Origin of the sequence: Pseudomonas sp. WC1, assembly GCF_050586565.1 — a bacterium.
Taxonomy (GTDB): domain Bacteria; phylum Pseudomonadota; class Gammaproteobacteria; order Pseudomonadales; family Pseudomonadaceae; genus Aquipseudomonas.
Window position 1 is genome coordinate 42,701 of sequence record NZ_JBOBDQ010000012.1, and the last position, 21,355, is coordinate 64,055.

Annotated in this window: 16 protein-coding genes and 1 pseudogene; 4 read left to right on the forward strand and 13 right to left on the reverse strand. The window is 66.5% G+C overall.

Annotation, left to right across the window (positions count from 1 at the left end; translation table 11 throughout):
• Positions 1 to 355: 355 nt before the first annotated feature.
• From ACQ4OD_RS08065 to ACQ4OD_RS08095, 7 genes and pseudogenes are all read right to left on the reverse strand, one after another.
• Positions 356 to 967, reverse strand: a complete 612-nt coding sequence (locus tag ACQ4OD_RS08065) for a cell wall hydrolase (protein WP_198754561.1) — start codon at positions 965 to 967, stop codon at positions 356 to 358.
• 46 nt (positions 968 to 1,013) lie between these two features.
• Positions 1,014 to 1,931, reverse strand: coding sequence for an AEC family transporter (locus ACQ4OD_RS08070; RefSeq protein WP_102682307.1), 918 nt, complete (start codon positions 1,929 to 1,931; stop codon positions 1,014 to 1,016).
• A gap of 130 nt (positions 1,932 to 2,061) precedes the next feature.
• Positions 2,062 to 2,925 carry a LysR family transcriptional regulator gene (locus ACQ4OD_RS08075; RefSeq protein WP_430944139.1) on the reverse strand — a complete coding sequence of 288 codons (864 nt, stop codon included), beginning with the start codon at positions 2,923 to 2,925 and terminating at the stop codon, positions 2,062 to 2,064.
• A gap of 72 nt (positions 2,926 to 2,997) precedes the next feature.
• Complete coding sequence (locus tag ACQ4OD_RS08080) at positions 2,998 to 3,846, reverse strand: ABC transporter permease (RefSeq protein WP_102682305.1); 849 nt, start codon at positions 3,844 to 3,846, stop codon at positions 2,998 to 3,000.
• Entirely contained in the window at positions 3,843 to 4,853 is a 1,011-nt protein-coding gene (locus ACQ4OD_RS08085) for an ABC transporter substrate-binding protein (protein WP_198754563.1), read from the reverse strand. The genes ACQ4OD_RS08080 and ACQ4OD_RS08085 overlap by 4 nt, the downstream gene beginning before the upstream one ends.
• Positions 4,854 to 4,951: 98 nt before the next feature.
• Positions 4,952 to 5,707: a methyl-accepting chemotaxis protein gene (locus ACQ4OD_RS08090; RefSeq protein ID WP_371041468.1), complete on the reverse strand. Its 756-nt coding sequence runs from the start codon at positions 5,705 to 5,707 to the stop codon at positions 4,952 to 4,954.
• 102 nt (positions 5,708 to 5,809) lie between these two features.
• A pseudogene (locus ACQ4OD_RS08095) lies at positions 5,810 to 7,099 on the reverse strand (HAMP domain-containing protein); the annotation flags it as partial.
• A 262-nt stretch (positions 7,100 to 7,361) separates the two neighbouring features.
• Between ACQ4OD_RS08095 and ACQ4OD_RS08100 the strand changes: the two are divergent.
• Entirely contained in the window at positions 7,362 to 8,681 is a 1,320-nt protein-coding gene (locus tag ACQ4OD_RS08100; RefSeq protein WP_102682302.1) for a Na+/H+ antiporter family protein, read from the forward strand.
• Positions 8,682 to 8,789: 108 nt separating this feature from the next.
• On the opposite strand, the gene ACQ4OD_RS08105 is transcribed toward ACQ4OD_RS08100, so the two are convergent.
• Complete coding sequence (locus tag ACQ4OD_RS08105) at positions 8,790 to 9,791, reverse strand: FecR family protein (RefSeq protein ID WP_139670938.1); 1,002 nt, start codon at positions 9,789 to 9,791, stop codon at positions 8,790 to 8,792.
• 354 nt (positions 9,792 to 10,145) lie between these two features.
• Here ACQ4OD_RS08105 and ilvA point away from each other — a divergent pair, with 354 nt between their 5' ends.
• Positions 10,146 to 11,708 (forward strand): threonine ammonia-lyase, biosynthetic, encoded by a 1,563-nt coding sequence (ilvA, locus tag ACQ4OD_RS08110; RefSeq protein ID WP_139670940.1) that lies wholly within the window; start codon positions 10,146 to 10,148, stop codon positions 11,706 to 11,708.
• Positions 11,709 to 11,790: 82 nt separating this feature from the next.
• Positions 11,791 to 12,939 carry an L-threonine dehydrogenase gene (gene yiaY, locus ACQ4OD_RS08115; RefSeq protein WP_102682299.1) on the forward strand — a complete coding sequence of 383 codons (1,149 nt, stop codon included), beginning with the start codon at positions 11,791 to 11,793 and terminating at the stop codon, positions 12,937 to 12,939.
• Between the two features lie 72 nt (positions 12,940 to 13,011).
• Here the strand turns inward: yiaY and ACQ4OD_RS08120 are convergent, their stop codons facing one another.
• From ACQ4OD_RS08120 to ACQ4OD_RS08130, 3 genes are all read right to left on the reverse strand, one after another.
• On the reverse strand, positions 13,012 to 14,205 hold the full coding sequence (locus ACQ4OD_RS08120) for a hypothetical protein (RefSeq protein ID WP_139670942.1): 1,194 nt from the start codon (positions 14,203 to 14,205) through the stop codon (positions 13,012 to 13,014).
• Between the two features lie 87 nt (positions 14,206 to 14,292).
• Entirely contained in the window at positions 14,293 to 14,760 is a 468-nt protein-coding gene (locus tag ACQ4OD_RS08125; protein WP_102682297.1) for a VOC family protein, read from the reverse strand.
• 240 nt (positions 14,761 to 15,000) lie between these two features.
• Positions 15,001 to 16,620: an NADP-dependent glyceraldehyde-3-phosphate dehydrogenase gene (locus ACQ4OD_RS08130; RefSeq protein WP_430944140.1), complete on the reverse strand. Its 1,620-nt coding sequence runs from the start codon at positions 16,618 to 16,620 to the stop codon at positions 15,001 to 15,003.
• A gap of 559 nt (positions 16,621 to 17,179) precedes the next feature.
• Between ACQ4OD_RS08130 and ACQ4OD_RS08135 the strand changes: the two genes are divergently transcribed.
• Positions 17,180 to 19,423 carry a putative bifunctional diguanylate cyclase/phosphodiesterase gene (locus tag ACQ4OD_RS08135; RefSeq protein ID WP_256659290.1) on the forward strand — a complete coding sequence of 748 codons (2,244 nt, stop codon included), beginning with the start codon at positions 17,180 to 17,182 and terminating at the stop codon, positions 19,421 to 19,423.
• 11 nt (positions 19,424 to 19,434) lie between these two features.
• Here ACQ4OD_RS08135 and ACQ4OD_RS08140 read toward each other — a convergent pair whose 3' ends face one another.
• Together ACQ4OD_RS08140 and ACQ4OD_RS08145 are read right to left on the reverse strand one after the other, a co-directional pair.
• The gene (locus tag ACQ4OD_RS08140) at positions 19,435 to 20,211 is read right to left on the reverse strand and encodes a ChbG/HpnK family deacetylase (protein ID WP_102682359.1); all 777 of its coding nucleotides are present in this window, start codon (positions 20,209 to 20,211) and stop codon (positions 19,435 to 19,437) included.
• Complete coding sequence (locus ACQ4OD_RS08145) at positions 20,183 to 21,355, reverse strand: GNAT family N-acetyltransferase (RefSeq protein WP_139670946.1); 1,173 nt, start codon at positions 21,353 to 21,355, stop codon at positions 20,183 to 20,185. The genes ACQ4OD_RS08140 and ACQ4OD_RS08145 overlap by 29 nt, the downstream gene beginning before the upstream one ends.

Consider the following 21,355-nt stretch of genomic DNA (forward strand, 5'->3'; position numbering starts at 1 on the left):
TTGATGACCGAGTCCACCGCAGCAACCGTCCCTCCGCTAAGCGCTCTCTATCAAGCACATCGCGGCTGGCTCCAGCGATGCCTGGACTACGCCAATATCACCGCCCGCCTGCGGGTCAGTGAGCGTCAGTGAGCGCACGGCCAAGCGCTACATGGTCAGGGCGTGCGAGCATTGCCTGTTGGTGGCGCTGTGAACGCGCGCACTCAGGGCATCACCCTCCAACAGGTGCATTGCGGATGTCCCTGAACTCTCTGATTCGCCCCTTGCCCACGCCTGTGCGCCAGCGTGCAAAATGTGCTCGACATCGCCTACTGGCCTGACCTGGCGGGTATCGGCAACGGTCGGTTTCTGATGCCTAGCGGGCCAAGGCCTGGTTCGGCTTGTAGAACAGGAAGTGCGTCGTCTGGGCCGTCTTGCGATAGGCCTTGGCCCAGTCGGGGCGGACGCTACGGTCATGGAAATACAGGGCGCCGCCGGTGGGGTCCTTGAGCTGCTGGTTGAGTGCCTTGCGGGCGATTTCCTTGGCCACGGCGTAGCGCTGCGCTTCTTCCACCTGATCGGGGCGCCCGTCGCACCACCAGGAGAACTGGCAGCTCTTGCTCTCGACTCCCTGCTTGACCACCGCGCAGATACTGTCGGGGAAGCCTTCGTGGCCGAGGCGATTGAGCACCACGCTGGCCACCGCGCTCATGTCCTCGGCGTCGGCGCCCTTGGCTTCCCAGTAGATGGTGCGGGCCAGGCAGGTGATGCTGTCGTCCATCGGCGCCTGGCCCGCCGGGTCGACGGCCTGGACTTCGCCGGGAGTCAGGGTTTCCTGTTTTTTCGGCGGCGGGGCGTCCTCGACCACCTTCTCCTCGAGCACCTGCGCCTTGTCTTCGGCAACGGCGGCCTGCTGGCTGTCAGCGGCGGGGAGGGGGCCTGCGAGCAGGGTCAGGGACACACCGAACAGCATCCACGCAAGGCGCATGATCGAGACTCCGCGAGAGGGCTGTTCACAGTCTAGCCGTTCGGCTTCAATTCAGTGTCAGGCTCAGCACCAGGGGCAGGGTCGCGGCGGCGGTGATGGTCTGCAGGGCGATGATGGTGGCCATCAACGGTGCATTGCCGCCCATCTGCCGGGCCATCACATAGGACGAGGAAGCGGTGGGCAGTGCCTGGAACAGCACCGCCACCACCGCTGCCTGGCCACCCAGCCCGAGCAACCGGCACAGGCCCCAGGTGGTCACCGGCATGACCAGGAACTTGAATAGCGACGCCGCCAGCACCGGCCTGACCTGCTGGCCCAGTCGCGCCCCGCCGAGCGCCGCGCCGACGCACAGCAAGCCAAGCGGCAGCGCCGCCTGGCCCAGGGCCTTGACCGTGGGCTCCAGGCCGGCCGGCAGGCCGAGGCCGGTTACCCGTAGCAACAGGCCAGCCGCGCAGCCGATGATCAACGGGTTGGCGAAGATCGCCTTGAGCACTGTGGTCGGTGAGCTGTGGCGTGCGCTGAAGCGGGCGAATACCAGCACACAGAGCAGGTTGACCAGCGGCACGATGGCGGCGTTGGCCACCGCCGCCAGGGCGATGCCGGCAGTGCCGTAGAGGCCGGCGGCCAGGGTGGCGCCAATGTAGTTGTTGAAGCGCACGCCACCCTGGAACACCGAGGTGAAGTCGCCGCCGTCATGGCTGGCAACGCCCTGGTAGAGCACCAGCAGCAGGGCGCCGAGTAGGGTCGAGAGCATCAGCACGCCGACCATGCCCAGTACCGGCACGCCTTCAAGGTTGGCGGTGGCCAGGCCGTGCAGGAACAACGACGGCAGCAGCACGTAATAGCTCAGGCGTTCGGCGCCGGGCCAGAAGGTTTCGGCGAGAAAGCCACGGACCCGCAGCCAGGTGCCCAGGGCGATGAGCAGGATGATCGGGACGAGAGTAGTGAGCAGCAGGTGGAGCATGGCGGGTGGTCCGTGGCCGGGTACGGGCACAGACTAGCGGAGTTGAGTGAGCAGAAAAAACGGTGTTTTCTTGAGTGACCGTTGAGAAAAATGCACTGTCTACACCGCTGCGTAGCGCGTTCGCCAGTATTCAAGCCTCGAGCGCGGTCTTCAACACCGCGCTCAGGTGCCGCCGCTGGCTCTTTTCATGTTCCAGCAGCACCATGCGCCGGGTCAGCTGCGGTTCACCGAAGGGCAGCACGGTGGCGGCGGGCAGCCGGTCGAGGTCGTCGTCGCTCATGGGGATGACCGCCACCCCGAGCCCCATGGCCGCCATGCGCGCCAGGGCCTCCTGGCTGTCCAGCTCCATCTGTTCGTTGACTTGCAGGCGCTGGCGGCGCAGTTCCTGTTCGATCTGGCGGCCGGCCCATGCGCGTTTGTCGAAGCGCAGGAACGGCTGGCTGGCGAGCAGCGCAGACAAGCTCTGGCCCGACAGATCCGGGCTGGCGATGGCCCAGAAGCGGTCCTCGAACAGCGGCGTGTACTGCAGGCTTTGCGGGTAGGGGCTGACCGGTTCGGTAGTGATCGCCGCGTCCAGCTCGCCATCTTCCACCCGTCGGGCGAGTTCCGCAGACATGCCCGACACCACGCTGACATGCAGCTCGGGGTGGTGCGCCTTGATCCACACCAGTGCCCTGGGCAGGCGCCGGGCGAGCACGGTGTGGATCGCGCCGATGCGCAGGCGACCGCGCAGGCTGGTGCCACTGGCCAGGGTGTCGGCCAGTTCGTCGTAGGCAGCCAGGATGCCTTCGGCGCGGGCCACCGCCAGTTGGCCGGCCTCGGTCAGCATCACCTGGCGGCGGCTGCGGTCGAACAGGGCGACCTGCAGCTCGTCTTCCAGGGTCTTGATGTGCAGGCTCACCGCCGAAGGGGTCAGGCTCAGCAGGTCGGCGGCGCGGGCGAAGGTGCCATGGCGGGCGATGGTGACCAGGGTGCGCAGGGCTTTGAGGGACACGCGGGGCTCCGGTTCGTGACGTGGCGGGCTCACCCTGTCGAGGGCAATAGGTACGATACGCGAATGCGAGCCTCAACGCCCGGGGCGTCCGTATGCCTGGCTGATGCGGTCGATCACCATCGCCAGCGCGACGATCGCCAGGCCCGCCTCGACGCCTTGGCCGACGTTGAGGGTCTGGATACCGGCCAGCACGTCCTCGCCCAGCCCGCGGGCGCCGATCATCGAGGCGACCACCACCATCGACAGGGCCATCATCACCGACTGGTTGAGCCCGGCCATGATGCTTGGCAGGGCCAGCGGCAAGGCGATGCGTCGCAGCCGTTGCCAGCGGCTGGCACCCAGGCCGTGGGCGGCCTGCAGCAGCGACGGGTCGATCTGCGAAAGGCCCAGCTCGGTCAGGCGCACCAGCGGCGGTAGGGCGTAGATCAGCGTGGCGAACACTGCCGGCACCTTGCCCAGGCCGAACAGCATCAGCACCGGGATCAGGTAGACGAAGGCCGGCAGGGTCTGCATCACGTCGAGCACCGGCAGGATCAGGCGCCGGGCCAGGGGCCGGGTGGCCAGCAGGATGCCCAGCGGCACCCCGATCAGCACGCACAGGCCGGTGCTGACCAGCACCAGGGCGAGGGTCTGCAGCAGCTTGTCCCACAGCCCGAGCATGCCAATCAGTGCCAGCAGTAGTGGCAGCATCAACGCCCGGACCAGGCTGCGGCTGGCATGCCAGGCCAGCAGGCCGACCAGCACCAGCAGCAGCCACCAGGGCAGCAGGCGGAGCAGGTTTTCCAGGCCTAGCAGCAGTTGCAGCAACTGGTCGGAGACGGTGCGCAGATGGTCGCCATAGTGCAGGACCAGCCAGTCGACCAGGCGGTTGACCCAAGCGGCGAAAGAAAATTGCAGGGCTTCGGGAAAACCACCGCTCACAGGCCGGCCTCGACCTTGGCGGCGTTTTCGGCGGGCAGCCAGGCCTTCCACACCGCGGGGTTGTCACGCAGGAAGGCGATCGCCGCGTCGCGAGGTTTCTGCCGGGTTTCGCTCATGTCGGCGAGTGCCTTGTTCAGGGTGTCGATGGGCAGGTCGACTTTCTCGAATACGGCGACCAGGTCCGGGTGGGCGTCACGAAACGCCTTCGACACCCCGATCGAGAGCTTGGCCGGCAACGAACGGCTGCCTTTGGGAGCGGGATTGGCGGGATCTGTGAGGGTGGCCCAGGCGGCTGCATCGAACGGGGGCTCTTCGAGGCGTACCAGGTCGTAGCGGCCCATCAGCGGAGTAGGGCTCCAGTAGTAGAACAGCACGGGCTTGCCGAGCTTGATCTTGGCGGCGATCTCGGCGTCGAGGGCCGCGCCGGTGCCGCTGCGGAAGTTGTTGTACAGCCCGTCCAGGCCATAGGCCTTGAGCTTCTGGCTGTTGACGGTCTCGGAAGTCCAGCCGCTGGGGCTGTTGAGGAAGCGGCCCTTGCCGGGCGCCTCGGGGTCGTCGAATACCTGGGGGTAGCGTTTGAGGTCGTCGACGCTGCGCAGGTCCGGCGCAAGGGGTTCGAGGTTGCGTGCCGGGTCGCCCTTTATGATGTAGGCCGGTACCCACCAGCCTTCCTCCGCGTTCTTCACCGTGTCGCCCAGGGCGAACACCTGGCCGGCCTGCTCGGCCTTGACCCAGGCTGGGCTGCGCCCGGCCCATTCCTCGGCGATCACTTGCAGGTCGTTGCGCGCCAGGGCCACTTCCATGCTCACGGTGCTGCCGGGCAGGGTGTCGGTGGGGTAGTCGTAGCCACGTTCGACGATCAGGCGCAGGATCTCGGTGGTCAGTGCGCCGCTTTCCCAGCCGATGGCGCCGAAGTGGATGGGTTGCTCGGCCGCAGCGGCGGAGTCGGTGCTGGCCAGGCCGAAGGCAAGGAGCAGGCTGGCCAGCAGGGTAGGAACTTTCTTCATCGGGGCCTCGTCGGTGCCGGTCCGTGGGTTCCGGCAAAAGTGTAGACGACGAGGCTTTGCAGCCGAGACCACCTGCGAGCGGCCCTGGCGTTTGGCAGTTAAACGCGGAACTGATCCATCAACCCCTGCTGCTGGTTGGCCAGGCTGTTGAGCGACTGGCTGACCCGTGCCGATTCGTTGGCCTGGCCGCTCAGCGACTCGGTCACGTCACGGATGGTGGCGACGTTGCTGTTGATCTCCTCGGCCACCGCGCTCTGTTCCTCGGCGGCGCTGGCGATCTGCAGGTTCATGTCGGTGATCACGGTCACCGCCTGGCCGATGCGCTGCAGCGCGGTAACGGCCTGGCCGACCTGTTCCACGCCACCCTGAGCCTGGCGATGGCTGCTGTCCATGGCGCCGACCACTTCCTGGGTGCCGGCCTGCAGGGCCTCGATCACCTGGCGTGTTTCCTCCACCGACTCCTGGGTGCGGCGCGCCAGGTTGCGCACTTCGTCGGCGACCACGGCGAAGCCGCGGCCAGCCTCGCCGGCACGGGCCGCCTCGATCGCGGCGTTGAGCGCCAGCAGGTTGGTCTGCTCGGCGATCGAGCGTATGACCTCGAGCACCGAACCGATCTTCTCGCTGTTGCGCGCCAGACCTTCGACCTGTGCCATGGCGCCGCTCATGTCGGCGGCCAGGGTGTCGATGCTGGTGGTGGTGCGGTCGATCACCGCCAGGCCTTCGCGGGTGGCCTGGTCGGCTTCACGCGCGGCCTGGGCGGCCTGGGCCGCGCTGCGGGCGACATCCTGGGCAGTGGCGCTCATTTCGTGGGAGGCGGTGGCCACCTGGTCGACCTGGCGGTACTGCTGTTCCATGCCGGCGCTGGTCTCGGCGGCGATGGCCGCAGACTGGTCGGCGGTGCCGCGGGCGGCCTGGACCGAGCGCTTGACCTCGGCGATGGTCGGCTGCAGCTTGTCGAGGAAGCGATTGAACCAACCGGCCAGTTCGCCCAGTTCGTCCTGCTTGTCGTATTGCAGGCGGCGGGTCAGGTCGCCTTCGCCGCTGGCGATGTCCTTGAGCATGGCGGCCACGCCAAGGATCGGCCGGGTCACGCCGCGGGCCATCAGCCACACCAGCAGCAGGCCGGCGATGGCGGCGGCCAGGCCCAGGCCCAGTTCGAGCAGGGTGCCGCTGGTGTTGAGGGCGTCGAGTTCTACCTTGAGCGCCTCGGCCGGCCCGGTCAGGGCGCTTTCGGGTACGTCCAGCAGCACGCCCCAGGGCTTGCCGCCGGGGATCGGCTCGAAGGCGGCCAGTACTTTCAGGCGCTGCTGGTCATGGAGGATCTGCAGCTTGCCTTCGGCGAGCTTGCGCACCAGTTCCGCGCCCAGGGTCCGGTCGACCTGGTCGAAGCGCTGAGCCAGCTTGCCGGCATCGGCGCTGTAACCGGCCAGCAGGCCCACGGGGCTGAGGATGCCGACGGTGGTCTGGCCCTCGTAAAGGCTGCGGCTGGCGGTCTGGCTCAAAGCCTGCAAACTGTTGAGGTTGATGTCGATGGACAGGGTGGCGATGACCTTGTCGCCAGCCTTGAGCGGGAAGACGATGCTGGTCATCAGCACCCGCTGTCCGTCGATGTCATAGAAGTACGGCTCGACCACGCACACGGTGCCGGTGCTGCGCGGGCACACCCACCAGGTGTTGGCCGGCTGGCCGCTGGGGCCGATCTCGGTGTTGGCCATGTCGTGCTCGGGCAGCGCCATCGAGGTCAGCTGGCCGACCCGCGGCTGCGACCAGTACAGGGCGAAGCGCCCGGTCTCGTTGCTGCCCAGCTCGCCCTGGCCGGCGAACAGCTTGTCCTTGCCATCCAGCGCGCCCGGTTCGAACACCAGCGACAGGCCGAGCAGGTCGGGGTTGGCCTGCAGCGCGGCACGCACCTGGGCAGTCATGTCCTGGCGCAGATCGTAGGCGTCGAGGAAGCGCTTTTCCGCCTGCTCACGCAGGAACAGCACCTGGCGGGCGAAACCGGCGCCGTACTGGTAGGCGTCCATGAACTGACGACGGATGTTCAGGGCCTGGACCTCGCCCTGGGACTCGATGCGCGACTGGGCCGAGTCGGAGAGCATGCGCATGCTGCTGGCTTTCACCAGGTCCGAACTGTGGTCCATGCGGTACAGCGAAAGGCCGACGAGCAGGGTGACGATTGCCGCCAGGCACAGGCCCGCCAGCAGGGTGATCTTCCATTGGATGGAGAGTTGTCGCAGCAAAGGCATGGGGAAAATCCCTTGTAATAGGTTTGATGCTGCCGACTGTGTCGGCCTGCTCGGATTTTTCTTTATTCAAACGTTCAATTAAACCCTGCGACTTTCGTCTATTCCCTACAAAGGGCCGCGGCGCAGACGCTTTTGACTTCTGCCGGTCTGTGCTTCAGAGTGTGCGCCCTTCATAACAACATCCCCTGGTCCGGCCACTGCCTGCGCGCAGTCTGTCGCCGGAATGCCCGCTTTTTGTCTGTCGTAATGAGGTTTGCACACCATGAATGCAGTGATTGCCGCGGTCGGGCTCATGCTGATCCTGAGCCTGTCCCGTGTGCATGTGGTCATCGCCCTGATCATCGGCGCCCTGGCCGGAGGCCTGGTCGGTGGGCTGGGTATCGAGGGCACCCTCAAGGCCTTCAATGGTGGCCTGGGTGGCGGTGCCACGGTGGCGTTATCGTACGCGCTGCTCGGCGCCTTCGCGGTGGCCATTGCCAAGTCCGGCCTGGCCCATGCCCTGGCCGATCGGGCCCTGGCGATGATCGATCGCCAGGGCCATGCCGACGGTGGCAAGATCAAGTGGCTGCTGATCGGCCTGATGCTGGTGGTGGCGGTGTCGTCGCAGAACATCCTGCCGATCCACATCGCCTTCATCCCGTTGCTGGTGCCGCCGCTGCTGTACGTGCTGACCCGCCTGCGCATCGACCGCCGGCTGATTGCCTGTGTGATCACCTTCGGCCTGATCACCCCGTACATGTTCCTGCCGGTCGGTTTCGGCAACATCTTTCTCAACGAGATCCTGCTGGCCAACGTCGCCCGCGCCGGCGTCGACGTGAGCGGGGTCAATGTCACCCACGCCATGGCCATTCCCGCCGCGGGCATGCTCGCCGGCCTGTTGCTGGCGGTGTGCTTCAGCTACCGCAAGAAACGTGATTACGACCTGGCGCGGATCGAGCAGGTCGAGCAGGTCAGCGTGCAGTACAACCCGGTGACCCTGCTGGTGGCTGGGGTGGCGATCGCCGCGGCGTTCATCATCCAACTGTGGCTGGACTCGATGATCATCGGCGCGATGGTCGGATTCCTGATCTTCTCGCTGTCGGGGATCGTGCGCTGGAAGGACACCGACGACCTGTTCACCGAAGGCATGAAGATGATGGCGATGATCGGCTTCATAATGATCGCTGCCTCCGGCTTCGCCGAAGTGATGAAGGCCACCGGCGAGGTGAAGAGCCTGGTGGAGACATCAGCGCAATGGATCGACCACAGCAAGGGCATTGGTGCGTTGCTGATGCTGCTGGTGGGGCTGCTGGTGACCATGGGCATCGGTTCGTCGTTTTCCACCGTGCCGATCCTGGCGGCGATCTTCGTGCCGCTTTGCGTGCAGTTGGGCTTCGATCCGCTGGCCACCGTGTGCATCGTCGGTACTGCCGGTGCACTAGGCGATGCCGGTTCGCCGGCTTCGGACTCGACCCTGGGGCCGACCTCCGGGCTGAACGTGGATGGCCAGCACCACCATATCTGGGACACCGTGGTGCCGACGTTCCTCCACTACAACCTGCCGCTGCTGGCGTTTGGCTGGTTGGCGGCGATGACGCTCTGATTCCGAGGGGCCAGCGTGGGAGCGGGCTAGCCCCGCGATCACCGGCGCAGCCGGTGCCATATGACGCATCGCTCCCACGCGCCCCAGGAGAGCACAGGCCGCCTCTGATCAGCCGCGGGTCGGCGCCGGCACGATACGGTTGAGGACGGTGCTGCCGTCCTTGCTGCGGGTCAGGTATACCGGCAGCACCTTGGGCAGCGTGTCGACCAGGCGTTCCACCTCGCGGGTGCTGTAGATGCCACTGATGCGAATGTTGGCGGTGCTGTCGTCGGCCAGGGTGAGCGGTTTGTCCAGGTAACGGTTGATCACCGGCAGCGCCTGGCCGAGGCTGAGGTTGTCCAGCACCAGCCTGCCGCTGCGCCAGGCCAGACTGTTGGCGTAGTCGTCGCTCTGGTTCAGTTCGGGTTCGAAATCGCCCTTGTGGTAGCTGGCCTGCATGCCCGGGCCAAGGCGATAGCCGCCGGAGCCGCCGCCGCTGCTGACCAGCACCGAACCTTCCACCAGCGTCACCTTGACCTGGTCCTTGTACTTCCACACGTTGAACTGGGTGCCGGTGACCCGGGTCTGGCCGTCGGCGGCGTGGACGATGAACGGGTGGCTGCTGTCGTGGGTGACCTTGAAGAACGCCTCGCCCTTGATCAGGGTGACCCGGCGCTCATCCTTGAAGTTCAGGAAGCGCAGCTCGCTGTTGAGGTTCAGCTCGACGCTGCTGCCGTCGCCCAGGCGTACCTGCCGCAGGTGGTCGGTGGCTTCGAAATGCTGGTAGCCGTTGGGCAGCCAGCCCTGTTCCCAGCCGAGCCAGCCTGCCAGCGGCAGGGCGAGCAGGGCGATGGCCGCGGCGGAGGCGAACGGGCGCCAGTGGCGCGTCGCCGCAGGGCGCCGCACGGGCAGCGGGATCACCTGGGCGGTGCGCGGCAGCAGGTCGGCGGTGTCCCAGATTTCCAGCATCGCCTGGTATTCCTCGGCATGCCGCGGGTCGGCAGCCAACCATTGGCCGAACGCCTCACGCTCGGCCGCCGTGCAATCGTCGGCGTGCAGGCGCATGCACCAATGCGCGGCGGCATCGGTGATTGCATCGTCTTCGCTTGGAATGTGGCGGTCCTGATTCATCGCGGCTCCCGGTTTTGCGGCATTCTACCCCCGGGCGGGGGGTTCCGAGAACGAGTTAATGGCGAATGACTATCAATTGTGCAGTTTTTCGTCGTATCTGCGGTTGGGTTTCATCTGCGACAGGGCAGGGGACTTCGTGGGCGTCGACAAGGGCGGTAGCGCCAAGCCTTGACTTTTTCTTGCGCCACACGCTAGTTTCCCAGCCCATGAACCTATTCCCGCAGTACAGCGCCCTCAGCATTATTACCGCCATTATCAGATTGGCGGGCTAGCGCACACATGCACTGAACCCGCCCTGGAGGCGGGTTTCTTCTCTCTGACTCCTGGGCACGACAAAAAAACCAGGAGTCATCGATGTCCAGCCTCAGCGCCACCCCTCGTACCCCGGCAACCCCCCAACAACTGCTGTCCGAGCAAGTGCGCCGGATTCTCTCGGCGCCGGTGTACGACCTGGCCATCGAAACCCCCTTGCAAGCGGCGCCGGCCCTGTCGGCCAGCCTGGGCAACCAGATCCTGCTCAAGCGCGAAGACCTGCAACCGACGTTCTCCTTCAAGATCCGCGGCGCCTACACCCGTCTGTCACGCCTGACACCCGAACAGCGCGCCCGCGGCGTGATCACCGCTTCGGCCGGCAACCATGCCCAGGGTGTGGCCCTGGCCGCGTCGCACCTGGGCATCAAGGCCACCATCGTCATGCCGACCACCACACCCTCGCTCAAGGTCGAAGGCGTGCGCTCACGGGGCGGCCATGTGGTGCTGCACGGCGAGAGCTTTCCGCACGCATTGGCCCACGCCCTGCAACTGGCCGATCGCGACGGCGCCACCTTCGTACCGCCGTTCGACGACCCCGATGTCATCGCCGGGCAGGGGACCGTGGCCATGGAGATCCTGCGCCAGCACCCGGGCCCGTTGCATGCGATCTTCGTCCCCGTCGGCGGCGGTGGCCTGGTCGCAGGGATCGCCGCCTATGTCAAGTACCTGCGCCCGGAGGTCAAGGTGATCGGCGTCGAACCGCAGGACTCCAACTGCCTGCAGGCCGCCCTGGCCGCAGGTGAGCGGGTGATCCTGCCGCAGGTCGGTACCTTCGCCGACGGTGTGGCGGTGGCGCAGGTGGGGGCGCACTGCTTCGAGCTGTGCCGCCACTTCGTCGACGAGGTGGTGACGGTCGGTAGCGACGAACTGTGCGCCGCGATCAAGGACATCTACGATGACACCCGCTCGATCACCGAGCCTTCCGGGGCCCTGGCGGTGGCCGGCATCAAGCGCTACGTGGCCCGTGAAGGGCTGCAAGGGCAGACCATGGTCGCCATCGACTCCGGCGCCAACGTCAACTTCGACCGCCTGCGCCACGTGGCCGAGCGCGCCGAGTTGGGCGAGCAGCGCGAGGCGATCATCGCCGTGACCATCCCCGAGCGCCCCGGCAGTTTCCGCGCGTTCTGCCTGGCCCTGGGCAAGCGCCAGATCACCGAGTTCAACTACCGCTACTACCCAGGCAAGGAGGCACGCCTGTTCGTCGGCGTGCAGACCCACCCGCAGCAGGACCCGCGGCAACAGTTGCTGGCCAGCCTGGGCGAACAGGGCTACCAGGTGCTCGACCTGACCGACAACGAACTGGCCAAGCTGCACGTGCGCCATACCGTCGGCGGTCACGCGGCACCCGGCGCCGGTGAGCGCGTGCTGCGCTTCGAATTCCCCGAGCGCCCGGGGGCATTGCTGGGCTTTCTCGAGCGCCTGGGCAAGCGCTGGAACATCAGCCTGTTCCACTACCGCAACCATGGCGCGGCACAGGCACGGGTGTTCGCCGGGCTGGAGGTGCCCGAGGACGAGTTGGCCGGGTTGCCACGGGCACTGGACGAGATGGGCTACCAGTACTGGGACGAGACGGAAAATCCGGCGTATCGGTTGTTCATGGGGTAGGCCGGCTTGAGCTGGATCAATGCCCACCTGCCCATTCCGGCGGATGCTGAAAACCTACCGTCAGCTTGAGAGGACCCCGGCCATGAGCAGCACGTTCTTCATCCCCGCAGTAAACATCATGGGTATCGACTGCCTGGAAGAGGCGATGGCGGCGATTGCCGGCTACGGCCTGCGCAAGGCGTTGATCGTCACCGATGTCGGGCTGGCCAAGGCCGGCGTGGCCGAGCGCATCGCCGGCATGCTGGCCATGCGCGACATCGATTCGCGGGTGTTCGACGGCGCCAAGCCCAACCCGAGCATCGCCAACGTCGAGGCGGGCCTGGCGATGCTGCGCCGCGAGGGCTGCGACTGCGTGATCTCCCTGGGCGGTGGCTCGCCCCATGACTGCGCCAAGGGCATCGCGCTGTGCGCCACCAACGGCGGGCATATCAGCGACTACGAGGGCGTCGACCGCTCGAGCAAGCCGCAGCTGCCGCTGATCGCGATCAACACCACGGCGGGCACCGCCAGCGAGATGACGCGCTTCTGCATCATCACCGACGAGGCGCGGCACGTGAAAATGGCCATCGTCGACCGCAACGTCACCCCGATCCTGTCGGTGAACGATCCGGCGCTGATGGTCGGCATGCCCAAGGGGCTCACCGCGGCCACGGGCATGGATGCCTTGACCCACGCCATCGAGGCCTATGTGTCCACCGCCGCCACGCCGATCACCGACGCCTGCGCGCTCAAGGCCATCAGTCTTGTCAGTGCCAACCTGCGCCAGGCGGTCGCCGACGGTGGTGACCTGGTGGCGCGGGAGAACATGGCCTACGCCCAGTTCCTGGCGGGCATGGCGTTCAACAATGCCTCGCTGGGTTATGTGCATGCCATGGCCCACCAGTTGGGTGGCTTCTACGACTTGCCCCATGGTGTGTGCAACGCGGTGCTGCTGCCCCATGTGCAGCGCTTCAATGCCAAGGTCAGCGCCACGCGCCTGCGTGATGTGGCCAAGGCCATGGGGGTGAAGGTATGCGCGCTGGACGCCGAGCAGGGGGCCGGCGCTGCGATTTCGGCCATCGAGCACCTGGCGGCGGCCATCGGCATCCCGGCCGGGCTGGCGGAACTGGGGGCCAAGGTCGAGGATGTGCCGGTGCTGGCGGCCAATGCGTTGAAGGATGCCTGCGGGTTGACCAATCCACGGGTGGCCAGCCAGGTGGAGATCGAGGCGATCTTCAAGGCGGCGTTTTAGCCTGGTCGAGTCATCGCGGGGCAAGCCCGCTCCCACAAGAGCCGCGAGACCCGGCTCTTGTGGGACTTCCCCTCAGCGTTCGCGCATGAAGAACCCGGCCACATATTTGCGGAAGGTGTCCAGGCTCTTGAAGTCGGCGTAGCGCTTGAAGTTCTCGGTATCCGGCTCCGGCCCGATCGGTTGCTCCAGCAGCGATACCGACAGCACCCGGTCCTGGTCCGAGGTCAGCACCAGTTCATCCATCACTTGGCCGCCAATCACCGGACGGCGCATCAGCACCTTGACGCCCTTGCCGGCCATCCAGTCGATCAGCGACACCAGCGCCTTGAGCGGCTCGCGTTCTTCGTCGCGGTACACCGGGAACAGGTGCCCGCGCGACAGCACCGGCACGCTGGCGACGTGGATCAGTTCGTAGAAATGGCTGCCTGCGGTGGCCGGCGAGTACAGCGCCAGGGCTAGCAGTGGGCCGCTGGCGCGGTTGCCGCCCCAGTACTGATGGTGGCCCTGGAAGTCGAATCCGTCCTCGCTGCGGTTGTTGAACAGCTTGCGTCCCTTGACCTGGTCCACGCAGTCGAGCAGCAGGCCATGCCGGCGGTGGTTGCCGAACACCGTGGCCTCGCGCAGGCGTGCCTTGAGCATCATCATGTGCTTCATGTCCAGGCGGGTTTCCAGGTAGTTGCTGGCAGGTACCCGCTCCAGCAGCGGGTAGCGGCTGGCGACAGTGCGCAGGTCGGCGAACTGCGCGGTGAGGTCCTTTTTCAGGTGGCTGGCGTAGACGTTCAGGCCGCTGGCCTCGATCCAGGTCAGCAGCAGCGACAGCAGGCGCTGCTGCTCGCGGCGCTCGCCGGGCTCGCGTGACGTTGCGGGTGTTTCGCCGTCACTGGCGCGGCGATAGTCGCCGAGCAGGCGCAGTGGCGCATCCGGCGCCAGCCAGGCCGCTGGCGCGGCGCTTTCCTCGGCACGTTCGCCGGCCTCACGCTCATCCTTGCTGAACGGGCAGCCTGGGTTGTGCTCGGGAGTTTCGGGGTTGTTGCGCAGGAACAGGGTGCCGGTGCTGCCGTTCAACGAGACGTTGAGCACCGGCAGGGCATCCTTGCGGCAGTCGCAGGCCAGCCATTGGTTGGCGCTGCGTATTTTCATCAGCCATTGGTTGGCCTGCAGCAGGCGGGGGCCGGTGAGGGTGCCGTAGGCGAAGCCCACCAGCAATTCGTCCTCTGCCGGGGTCAGGCTGCGCACCAGGGCGCCGGATTTTTCGATGATTCGCATTGAGGGGCAGCTCCAAGCTACAAGCCCCAAGCTTCAGGCAAAGCGCGGCGGCTTTCAACTCGAAGCTTGCAGCCTGGGGCCCACCGCTCACTGGCCGCCGAACATTTTGGCGGCGCGGGCGCGGATTTCCTCGGGGCTGAGGTCTTCCTTGTGGGTGGAGACGAACCACAGGTTGTTGAACGGATCCTTCAGGGTGCCGCTGCGGTCGCCATAGAACTGGTCCTGCACTTCGCGTACTGCTGTCGCGCCGGCGCGCAGGGCCTGGGCATAGACTTTGTCGCAGTCCTCGACATACAGGTGCAGGCCGACAGCCGGCGTCTCGATGGTCTCGCTGGGCTTGAGGCCGCCCTCCATGTCGCAGGGCGAGCCGAGCATCAGCGAGGAGTCGCCGATTTTCAGTTCGGCATGGCCGATGCTGCCGTCAGGGCCTTCGAGGCGGAACATTTCCATGGCGCCGAAGGCGCTCTTGTAGAACTCGATGGCCTTGGCGGCGTCCTTGATGCCGAGGTATGGGGTCAGGCTGTGCTGGCCTTCGGGGATGGGCTTGGCTGCCATTTGCGTAATCTCCTTTCACGTGGGGGGGGGCAACGCCTTGATGATTAGAGTCGCTCATGAGCCTGGAAAATCGACACTTGCTTTATATCGATTCTCTATAAAAACAACGGGCCGCGTTGCGCCCCATCGCCGGCAAGCCGGCTCCCACAGGGATGGTGCTTGGCTTGAGGGCCGCGCGGTCGGTGTGGGAGCCGGCTTGCCGGCGATGGGCTGCGCAGCAGCCCCGATCAGGCGAATTGTTCAGAAGATGTAGTCGGTCGTAAGGAAGCTCGACTGCCGGTTGCGGATGATCTCGCTGATCAGTTCTTTGTTGGCTTCCTGGAACTTGGTCGCCACCAAGGTGCGGATGGAGAACACGCGCAATGCGTCATGCACCGACAAGGTCCCTTCGGCACTGTTCTTGCGGCCGTTGAATGGATAGGTATCCGGGCCGCGCTGGCATTGGGCGTTGAGGTTGATCCGGCCGACCTGGTTGGCGAAGGTATCGACCAGCGCGCCAATGGTCTGCGGGTCGTTGCCGAACAGGCTCAGCTGCTGGCCGTAGTCGGAATCGAGCACGTAGTCGATCACGCTCTGCAGGTCGCGGTAGGGGACCACGGGCACCAGGGGGCCGAATTGTTCCTCGTGATAGACGCGCATGTCCTGGCTGACCGGGTAGAGCAGCGCAGGGTAGAAGAACGAGCCGCGGCTCTGCCCACCGCCCTCGTTGAGCACCCGGGCGCCTTTGGCGATGGCGTCGTCCACCAGGCTGTCGAGGTAGTCGAGCTTGCCGGGTTCCGGCAGCGGCGTCAGCGCCACGTCGGGTTCCCAGGGCATGCCGGGCTTGAGCGCGGCGAGCTTGCGCTGGAACTTGTCGAGGAATGCCTCGACCACGTCCTCGTGCACGAACAGGATCTTCAACGCGGTGCAACGCTGGCCGTTGAACGACAGGGCGCCGGTGACGGCCTCTTCGACGGCGTTGTCGAGGTCGACCTGGGGCAGGACGATGCCGGGGTTCTTGGCGTCCAGGCCCAGCGCCGCGCGCAGGCGGTGCGGGCGTGGGTGGAGCTTCTTCAGGTCGCTGGCGGCCTTGTGGGTGCCGATGAAGGCGAACACGTCGACCTTGCCGCTGGCCATCAGTGCGCTGACGGTCTCGCGGCCACGCCCGTAGATGACGTTGATCACCCCAGGCGGGAAGCTGTCGCGGAAGGCTTCGAGCAATGGGCGGATCAGCAGCACGCCGAATTTGGCGGGCTTGAACACCACGGTGTTGCCCATGATCAGCGCCGGGATCAGCGTGGTGAAGGTTTCGTTGAGCGGGTAGTTGTATGGGCCCATGCACAGCGCAACGCCCAGCGGTGCGCGGCGGATCTGGCCAAGGGTGCCCTGCTCGAGCTCGAAGCGGCTGGAGCGACGGTCGAGGTCCTTGAGCGCCTCGATGGTGTCGACGATGTAGTCGCAGGTGCGGTCGAACTCCTTCTCCGAATCCTTGAGGTTCTTGCCGATCTCCCACATCAGCAGCTTGACCACCGCCGTGCGCTGCTCGCGCATGCGCGCCAGGAAAGTTTCGACATGCCCGATACGCTCGGCCACGCGCATGTTCGGCCAGGCGCCGCGGCCCTTGTCGTAGGCGGCCACGGCCGCGTCAAGCGCGGTGAGCGCCGTGTCGGCGTCAAGCAGGGGGGCACTGCCGAGGATGACCTGGCGCTCACTGTCGCCTTCCTTGAGCCAGACCGGGCTGCGCACGGTAGCCAGGGGGCCGGCCCAGTGCCGCAGTTCACCGTTGACCAGGTAGTCGCGTTGCTCCAGGGGGGCGCCGAGGCGCCAGGCTTCGGGGATGTCCTCGAGGGTGGGAAACAGCGAGTCGAGCAGACGGTCCATGGGTACTGCACCTCTCCAATTCGGATGATGAAACGCTTCAGCTTGCGAGCATGCGCCGACCTCCGGAAAATTACCAGTCCGGCGCCGTCGTCGCCGATCACTCCTCGAATGGTGGCGGGAACGCCTTGGCCTCCAGCAGCCTCATTGCGCCGATCGCCAGGCCATAATCCATGGCTCGCGGATCTGCACAGGTGCGCCGCCATTGCCACAGCCGGGTTTGATCGTAGTCTGGCAGATCCGCTGCATTCGTTGGCGCAGTACATCGACACCTCTGGCGCCGGGCCAAGGTCGCCAGCGACCCGGCGCGGGGTTGGGCAGCCGCTGCCAGTGTTCGGGCGTGGCTTCCCGCGCCCAGGCCGGCAGGCAGCGCTCAAGAATAGATTGGTGCGGGTTGGAGGTATCCGATGTCCTGTTTGGCTCCTCGCAAAGCTCGCATCAGAGCAGTCGCGATGGCACCGACGGTGGTGCAGATGCATGCCGGCCTGCGGGCTGGGAAAACAGGCCTCAATATTGGCCGCGCAACGCCGATAACTGCTAAATCGACTGCCATCGCCTGCCTATGACCATTCCCCAGCATTCTCCTGAACCTACGCATCTGCCATCCGGCACCTTGCGGCACACGCTCAACCGCCTGTTGCCGGTCGGTCTTGCCCTGGTGGGCATCGGCCTTTCGGTCGCCCTGGGTCACCTAGACGCGCAGCGCGAGCGCAGTGAGCAACTGGGCAACCTGGCAGCCCACCTGGCGGGGATGCGGGGCGCGCTGGAGGCGCAGTTGGGCGCGGCGTTCGGCGAGGCCGAAGGCATCGCCCAGCTGATCAGTGCCGACGGCGGCATCAGCCCCGCGCACTTCCATGGCATGGCCCGCGATGCCTTGCAGTCGGTGCCCTACATGCGCCATATCGCGCTGGCGCCGGATGATGTGATCAGCGATGTCTACCCGTTGTCCGGCAACGAGCGGCTGATCGGGCTGGATTACCGCCAGTTGCCGGAGCAGTTTCCCCTGCTGCGCTCGGCCCGCGAGCATGCCCAGCCGGTGCTGGCCGGCCCGCTGCAGCTGTATCAGGGCGGGCGGGCGTTGATCTACCGGCGGCCGGTGTTCGTCACTGGCAACCGCGGCGTGCGTTTTTACTGGGGCAATGTGTCGATCGTTGCCGATATCGACCGATTGCTGCATACGGCGGGGCTGCGCCCGGACACCGAGTTCGAGCTGGCCGTGCGTGGGGGCGATGGCAAGGGCGCCGAAGGCGCGCTGATCTGGGGCGACCCACGGCTGTTCGACGAGCCGCAGGTTAAGATGACCGTGGAGGTGCCGGGCGGCCTCTGGCAATTGGTCGCCGCGCCACGGGGTGGCTGGTCGGGGCTGGACTTGTTCGGCTCGCCGCTGTTCCTGTTCGCCTTGAGCTGCACGGGTGTGTTCAGCCTGTTTGTCGCGCAGCTCAATCGCAAGCAGCGTCTGCTCGAGCAACGCAATCGCGAGCTGCAGCGCTACCAGGCCCAGCTCGAACGCCTGGCCCACTACGACACCATCACCGGGTTGCCCAACCGCATCCTGTTCCAGCAGCAACTGAGCACTGCCATCTTGCAGGGCCATGGCCTGGCGGTGCTGATGCTCGACATCGACGGTTTCAAGCAGGTCAATGACAGCCTGGGGCACCCGATGGGCGATCTGCTGCTGCAGCAGGCGACCGCACGCTTCCTGCAGGAGCTCGACAGTCAGGACCGGCTCTGCCGCCTGGGCGGCGACGAGTTCGTGTTCATGCTGCAAGGCGCCCAGGGGCAGGTGAGCCAGCAGGTCCGCGCCTTGCTGCGTTGCCTGCAGCGGCCATTCGACCTTAATGGCAACGCCGCCCTGGTTACTGGCAGCATTGGCCTGGCCTGGTGCCCGCAGCATGGCGAGGATGCCGACAGCCTGTTGCGCCATGCCGACACCGCCATGTACGCGGCCAAGGAGGCCGGCCGCGATGCCTGGCGGCCTTATCACCCGGACATGACCGAGCGCCTGCAGCAGCGCCTGGAGCTGGAGCGCAATCTGCGCCGGGCGCTGGAGCACAACGAGTTCGAGCTGTGGTACCAGCCCAAGGTTGACCTGTTCAGCGGGCAGCTGGAGGGCGTCGAGGCGCTGTTGCGCTGGCGCGACCCGGAGCATGGCCTGATCTCGCCCGGTGAGTTCATCCCCCTGGCCGAGCGCACCGGGTTGATCATCCCGCTCGGCGAGCGGGTGCTGGAACTTGCCTGCGCCCAGTTGGCCGAATGGCGCGCCAGTGATGGCCTGCCCGGGCCGCTGGCGATCAACGTAGCGGCCCTGCAGATCGAGCGCAGCGACTATGTGACCAGCCTCGCCTCGGCGCTGGAGCGCCACGGCCTGCCGGCCAACCTGCTGGAGGTGGAGATCACCGAGAGCCTGCTGATGGAAAGCCAGCAGCAAGCCTGCGCGGTGCTGGCGCAATTGCAGGCCATGGGCGTGGCCACGGCGGTGGACGACTTCGGTACCGGCTATTCGTCACTGGCCTATCTGCGCGCGCTGCCGATCGACCACCTGAAGATTGACCGGGCCTTCATCAAGGACCTGCCCGCAGACGACGACGCGGTGGCCATCGCCAGGGCGATCATCGATCTCGGGCATGCCCTGGGGTTTCGCATCACCGCTGAAGGCATCGAGACTCAGGAGCAGTACGATTTCCTGCGCCACGCCGGTTGCGACCAGGGGCAGGGCTTTTTGCTCGGGCGGCCTATGCCGGCCGAGGCACTGCGCGGCTGGCTGGCCGACAACCACGAGCGCCGGCATCGGCCACCGGGGCGCTAGCGGGTGGGCTTTCAGCCCATCTCCTGGATGCCCAGGCTCGCATACCCCACCCTTGGCACCTGCCCCAGGCGCTGCTCGACCAACGCCAGCAGCGATTCGCCGCTGGCCAGGTAGGCATCGCCGAAATCGTGCCCGCCCAGCGCGCTGGGATGGGCGACTACCTCCAGCACGCCGTGTGCGGGGGCCAACCCGGCCTTGAGGTCGGCCGGGGTGCAGACGAAGTCGGCGGTGCTTCCGGCGAGCTGGCGCAGGCGCCGGTTGAGCAGGCTCTTGAACATGCGCTTGGCCGGCCCGATGTTGTGCCCCACATTGCGTGCCAGGCGAATCGGCACCCCCTGGGCGCGGGCGAAGCGGGCGACGATGACGCCCACCGGCCAGATGTTGTGCACGTGCTGGTGCGAGTCCAGGTGGCTGGGCATCAGGCCGTGATCCAGGCAGTGTTTCCACTGGGCCTCCAGTTCCGCTTCCACGGCGGCCCGCTCGCGCCGCGACAGGTGCAGGGTGCGTTGCTTCAGGCGCAGGTCGAACTCGCCATGGGGCGTGCAGAAGCGCGGCTCGGCGAGGATCGCCTGGCTCAGCGGGCGGCCGTAGGTGAGGTTGAAGTGCAACCCCACCCGTCCCTTGAGCGCCGGCTGCTGGGCCAGCATGCAGGCGGTGGCGAAGGCCGGCATGTTGGCCATGGCCGTGGCCGAGCTGATCAGCCCGGCCTGGAAGGCATGCAGGATGACTGCGTTGGTGTGGGCGCTGAGGCCGAAATCGTCAGCGTTGACTATGACCTGGGATGGCATCCGGGCGCTCCTGTGGCGGGGTGGGGGCGACAACATCGGCTTCCTGGCGCGGCGAGCGTCTGCGCAGGCGTGGCTTGAACCAGTGCCAGCAGCGTAGCGCCAGCCCCAGCAGCACGCCGTCGGGGCGCCAGCTGTAGCTGCTCAGGCGCCACTGTTCGACCTGGCCGGTCATGCGCTCGTGCAACTGGTGGCTGGAGTTGTCCAGGCTGACCCGCGAAGCGTCGACCCATTTCCAGTCTTCGTCCAGGCCCCAGTGAATCCATTCCTCCAGCAGCACGCGGCCACTGCCCAGGTCGCGGTACTCAGGAACGAAGGCCAGGTTGTAGTCGTACACCCGGCCGCGCTCCAGCAGGCCCAGGCGGTAACTGATGCAGCGCCCGTCCAGTTCCAGCAGCACCAGGCACACCAGGCCTTCGCCGGCCAGGGCGGTGAAGGCCTGGTACATCCATGGGCGACGCTGGGGGCCGGAGAAGATGCCGACCTCGTCGTCGCCTTTCCAGCTGGTCGCTTCGACGGCGCTGATGGCGTCGAGCAGTTCACCCATGTTCTCGGGAGTGGCCACGACCCGGCGCACGCTGGCACCGCAGGCCTTGATGCGTTTGCGCGCGCGGCGCAGCTTGTAGCGTGGGTCGCCGCTGACTTCCTGGCGGTCCTGTTCGTTGATGCGGTGCACCGGCACCCGGCAGGTCAGGCGCTGCTGCCAGGTGGAGCTGGCGCCGGCCCACTGGCGCAGCCAGCCATCGTGCTCGGCACTGTCCGGTACTTCACTCAACTGCAGCAAGGCATGCGGTAGCCGCTTGCGTATGGCCTGCAGGACCTGGTCGGCATATAGCGCCGGCAGGTCGATGAGCAGGGCGATGCGGTCGCTCAGCGGGTATCCCAGGTGGCGCACCACCGGGGCGAACAGCGGGCCGAACGGTTCGCGGGCACGGATCAGCGGCAGGCACAGGCACAGGCGTTCGTCCTGGTAGCCGAGCAGGACCTGCAGCCGCTGGCCCGGCAGCAGGGCTGACTCGGCGGCGCGCAGCCAGCCGAGGTGGTTGAACGGCGTGCTGTCGGGCAGGCGCCTGCGCAGCGCCTCGTAGTCGGCGGCGGGAAAGTCGCCGGCGCGCAGCGAGGCGCACCATTTCAGTTGCAGGCCCAT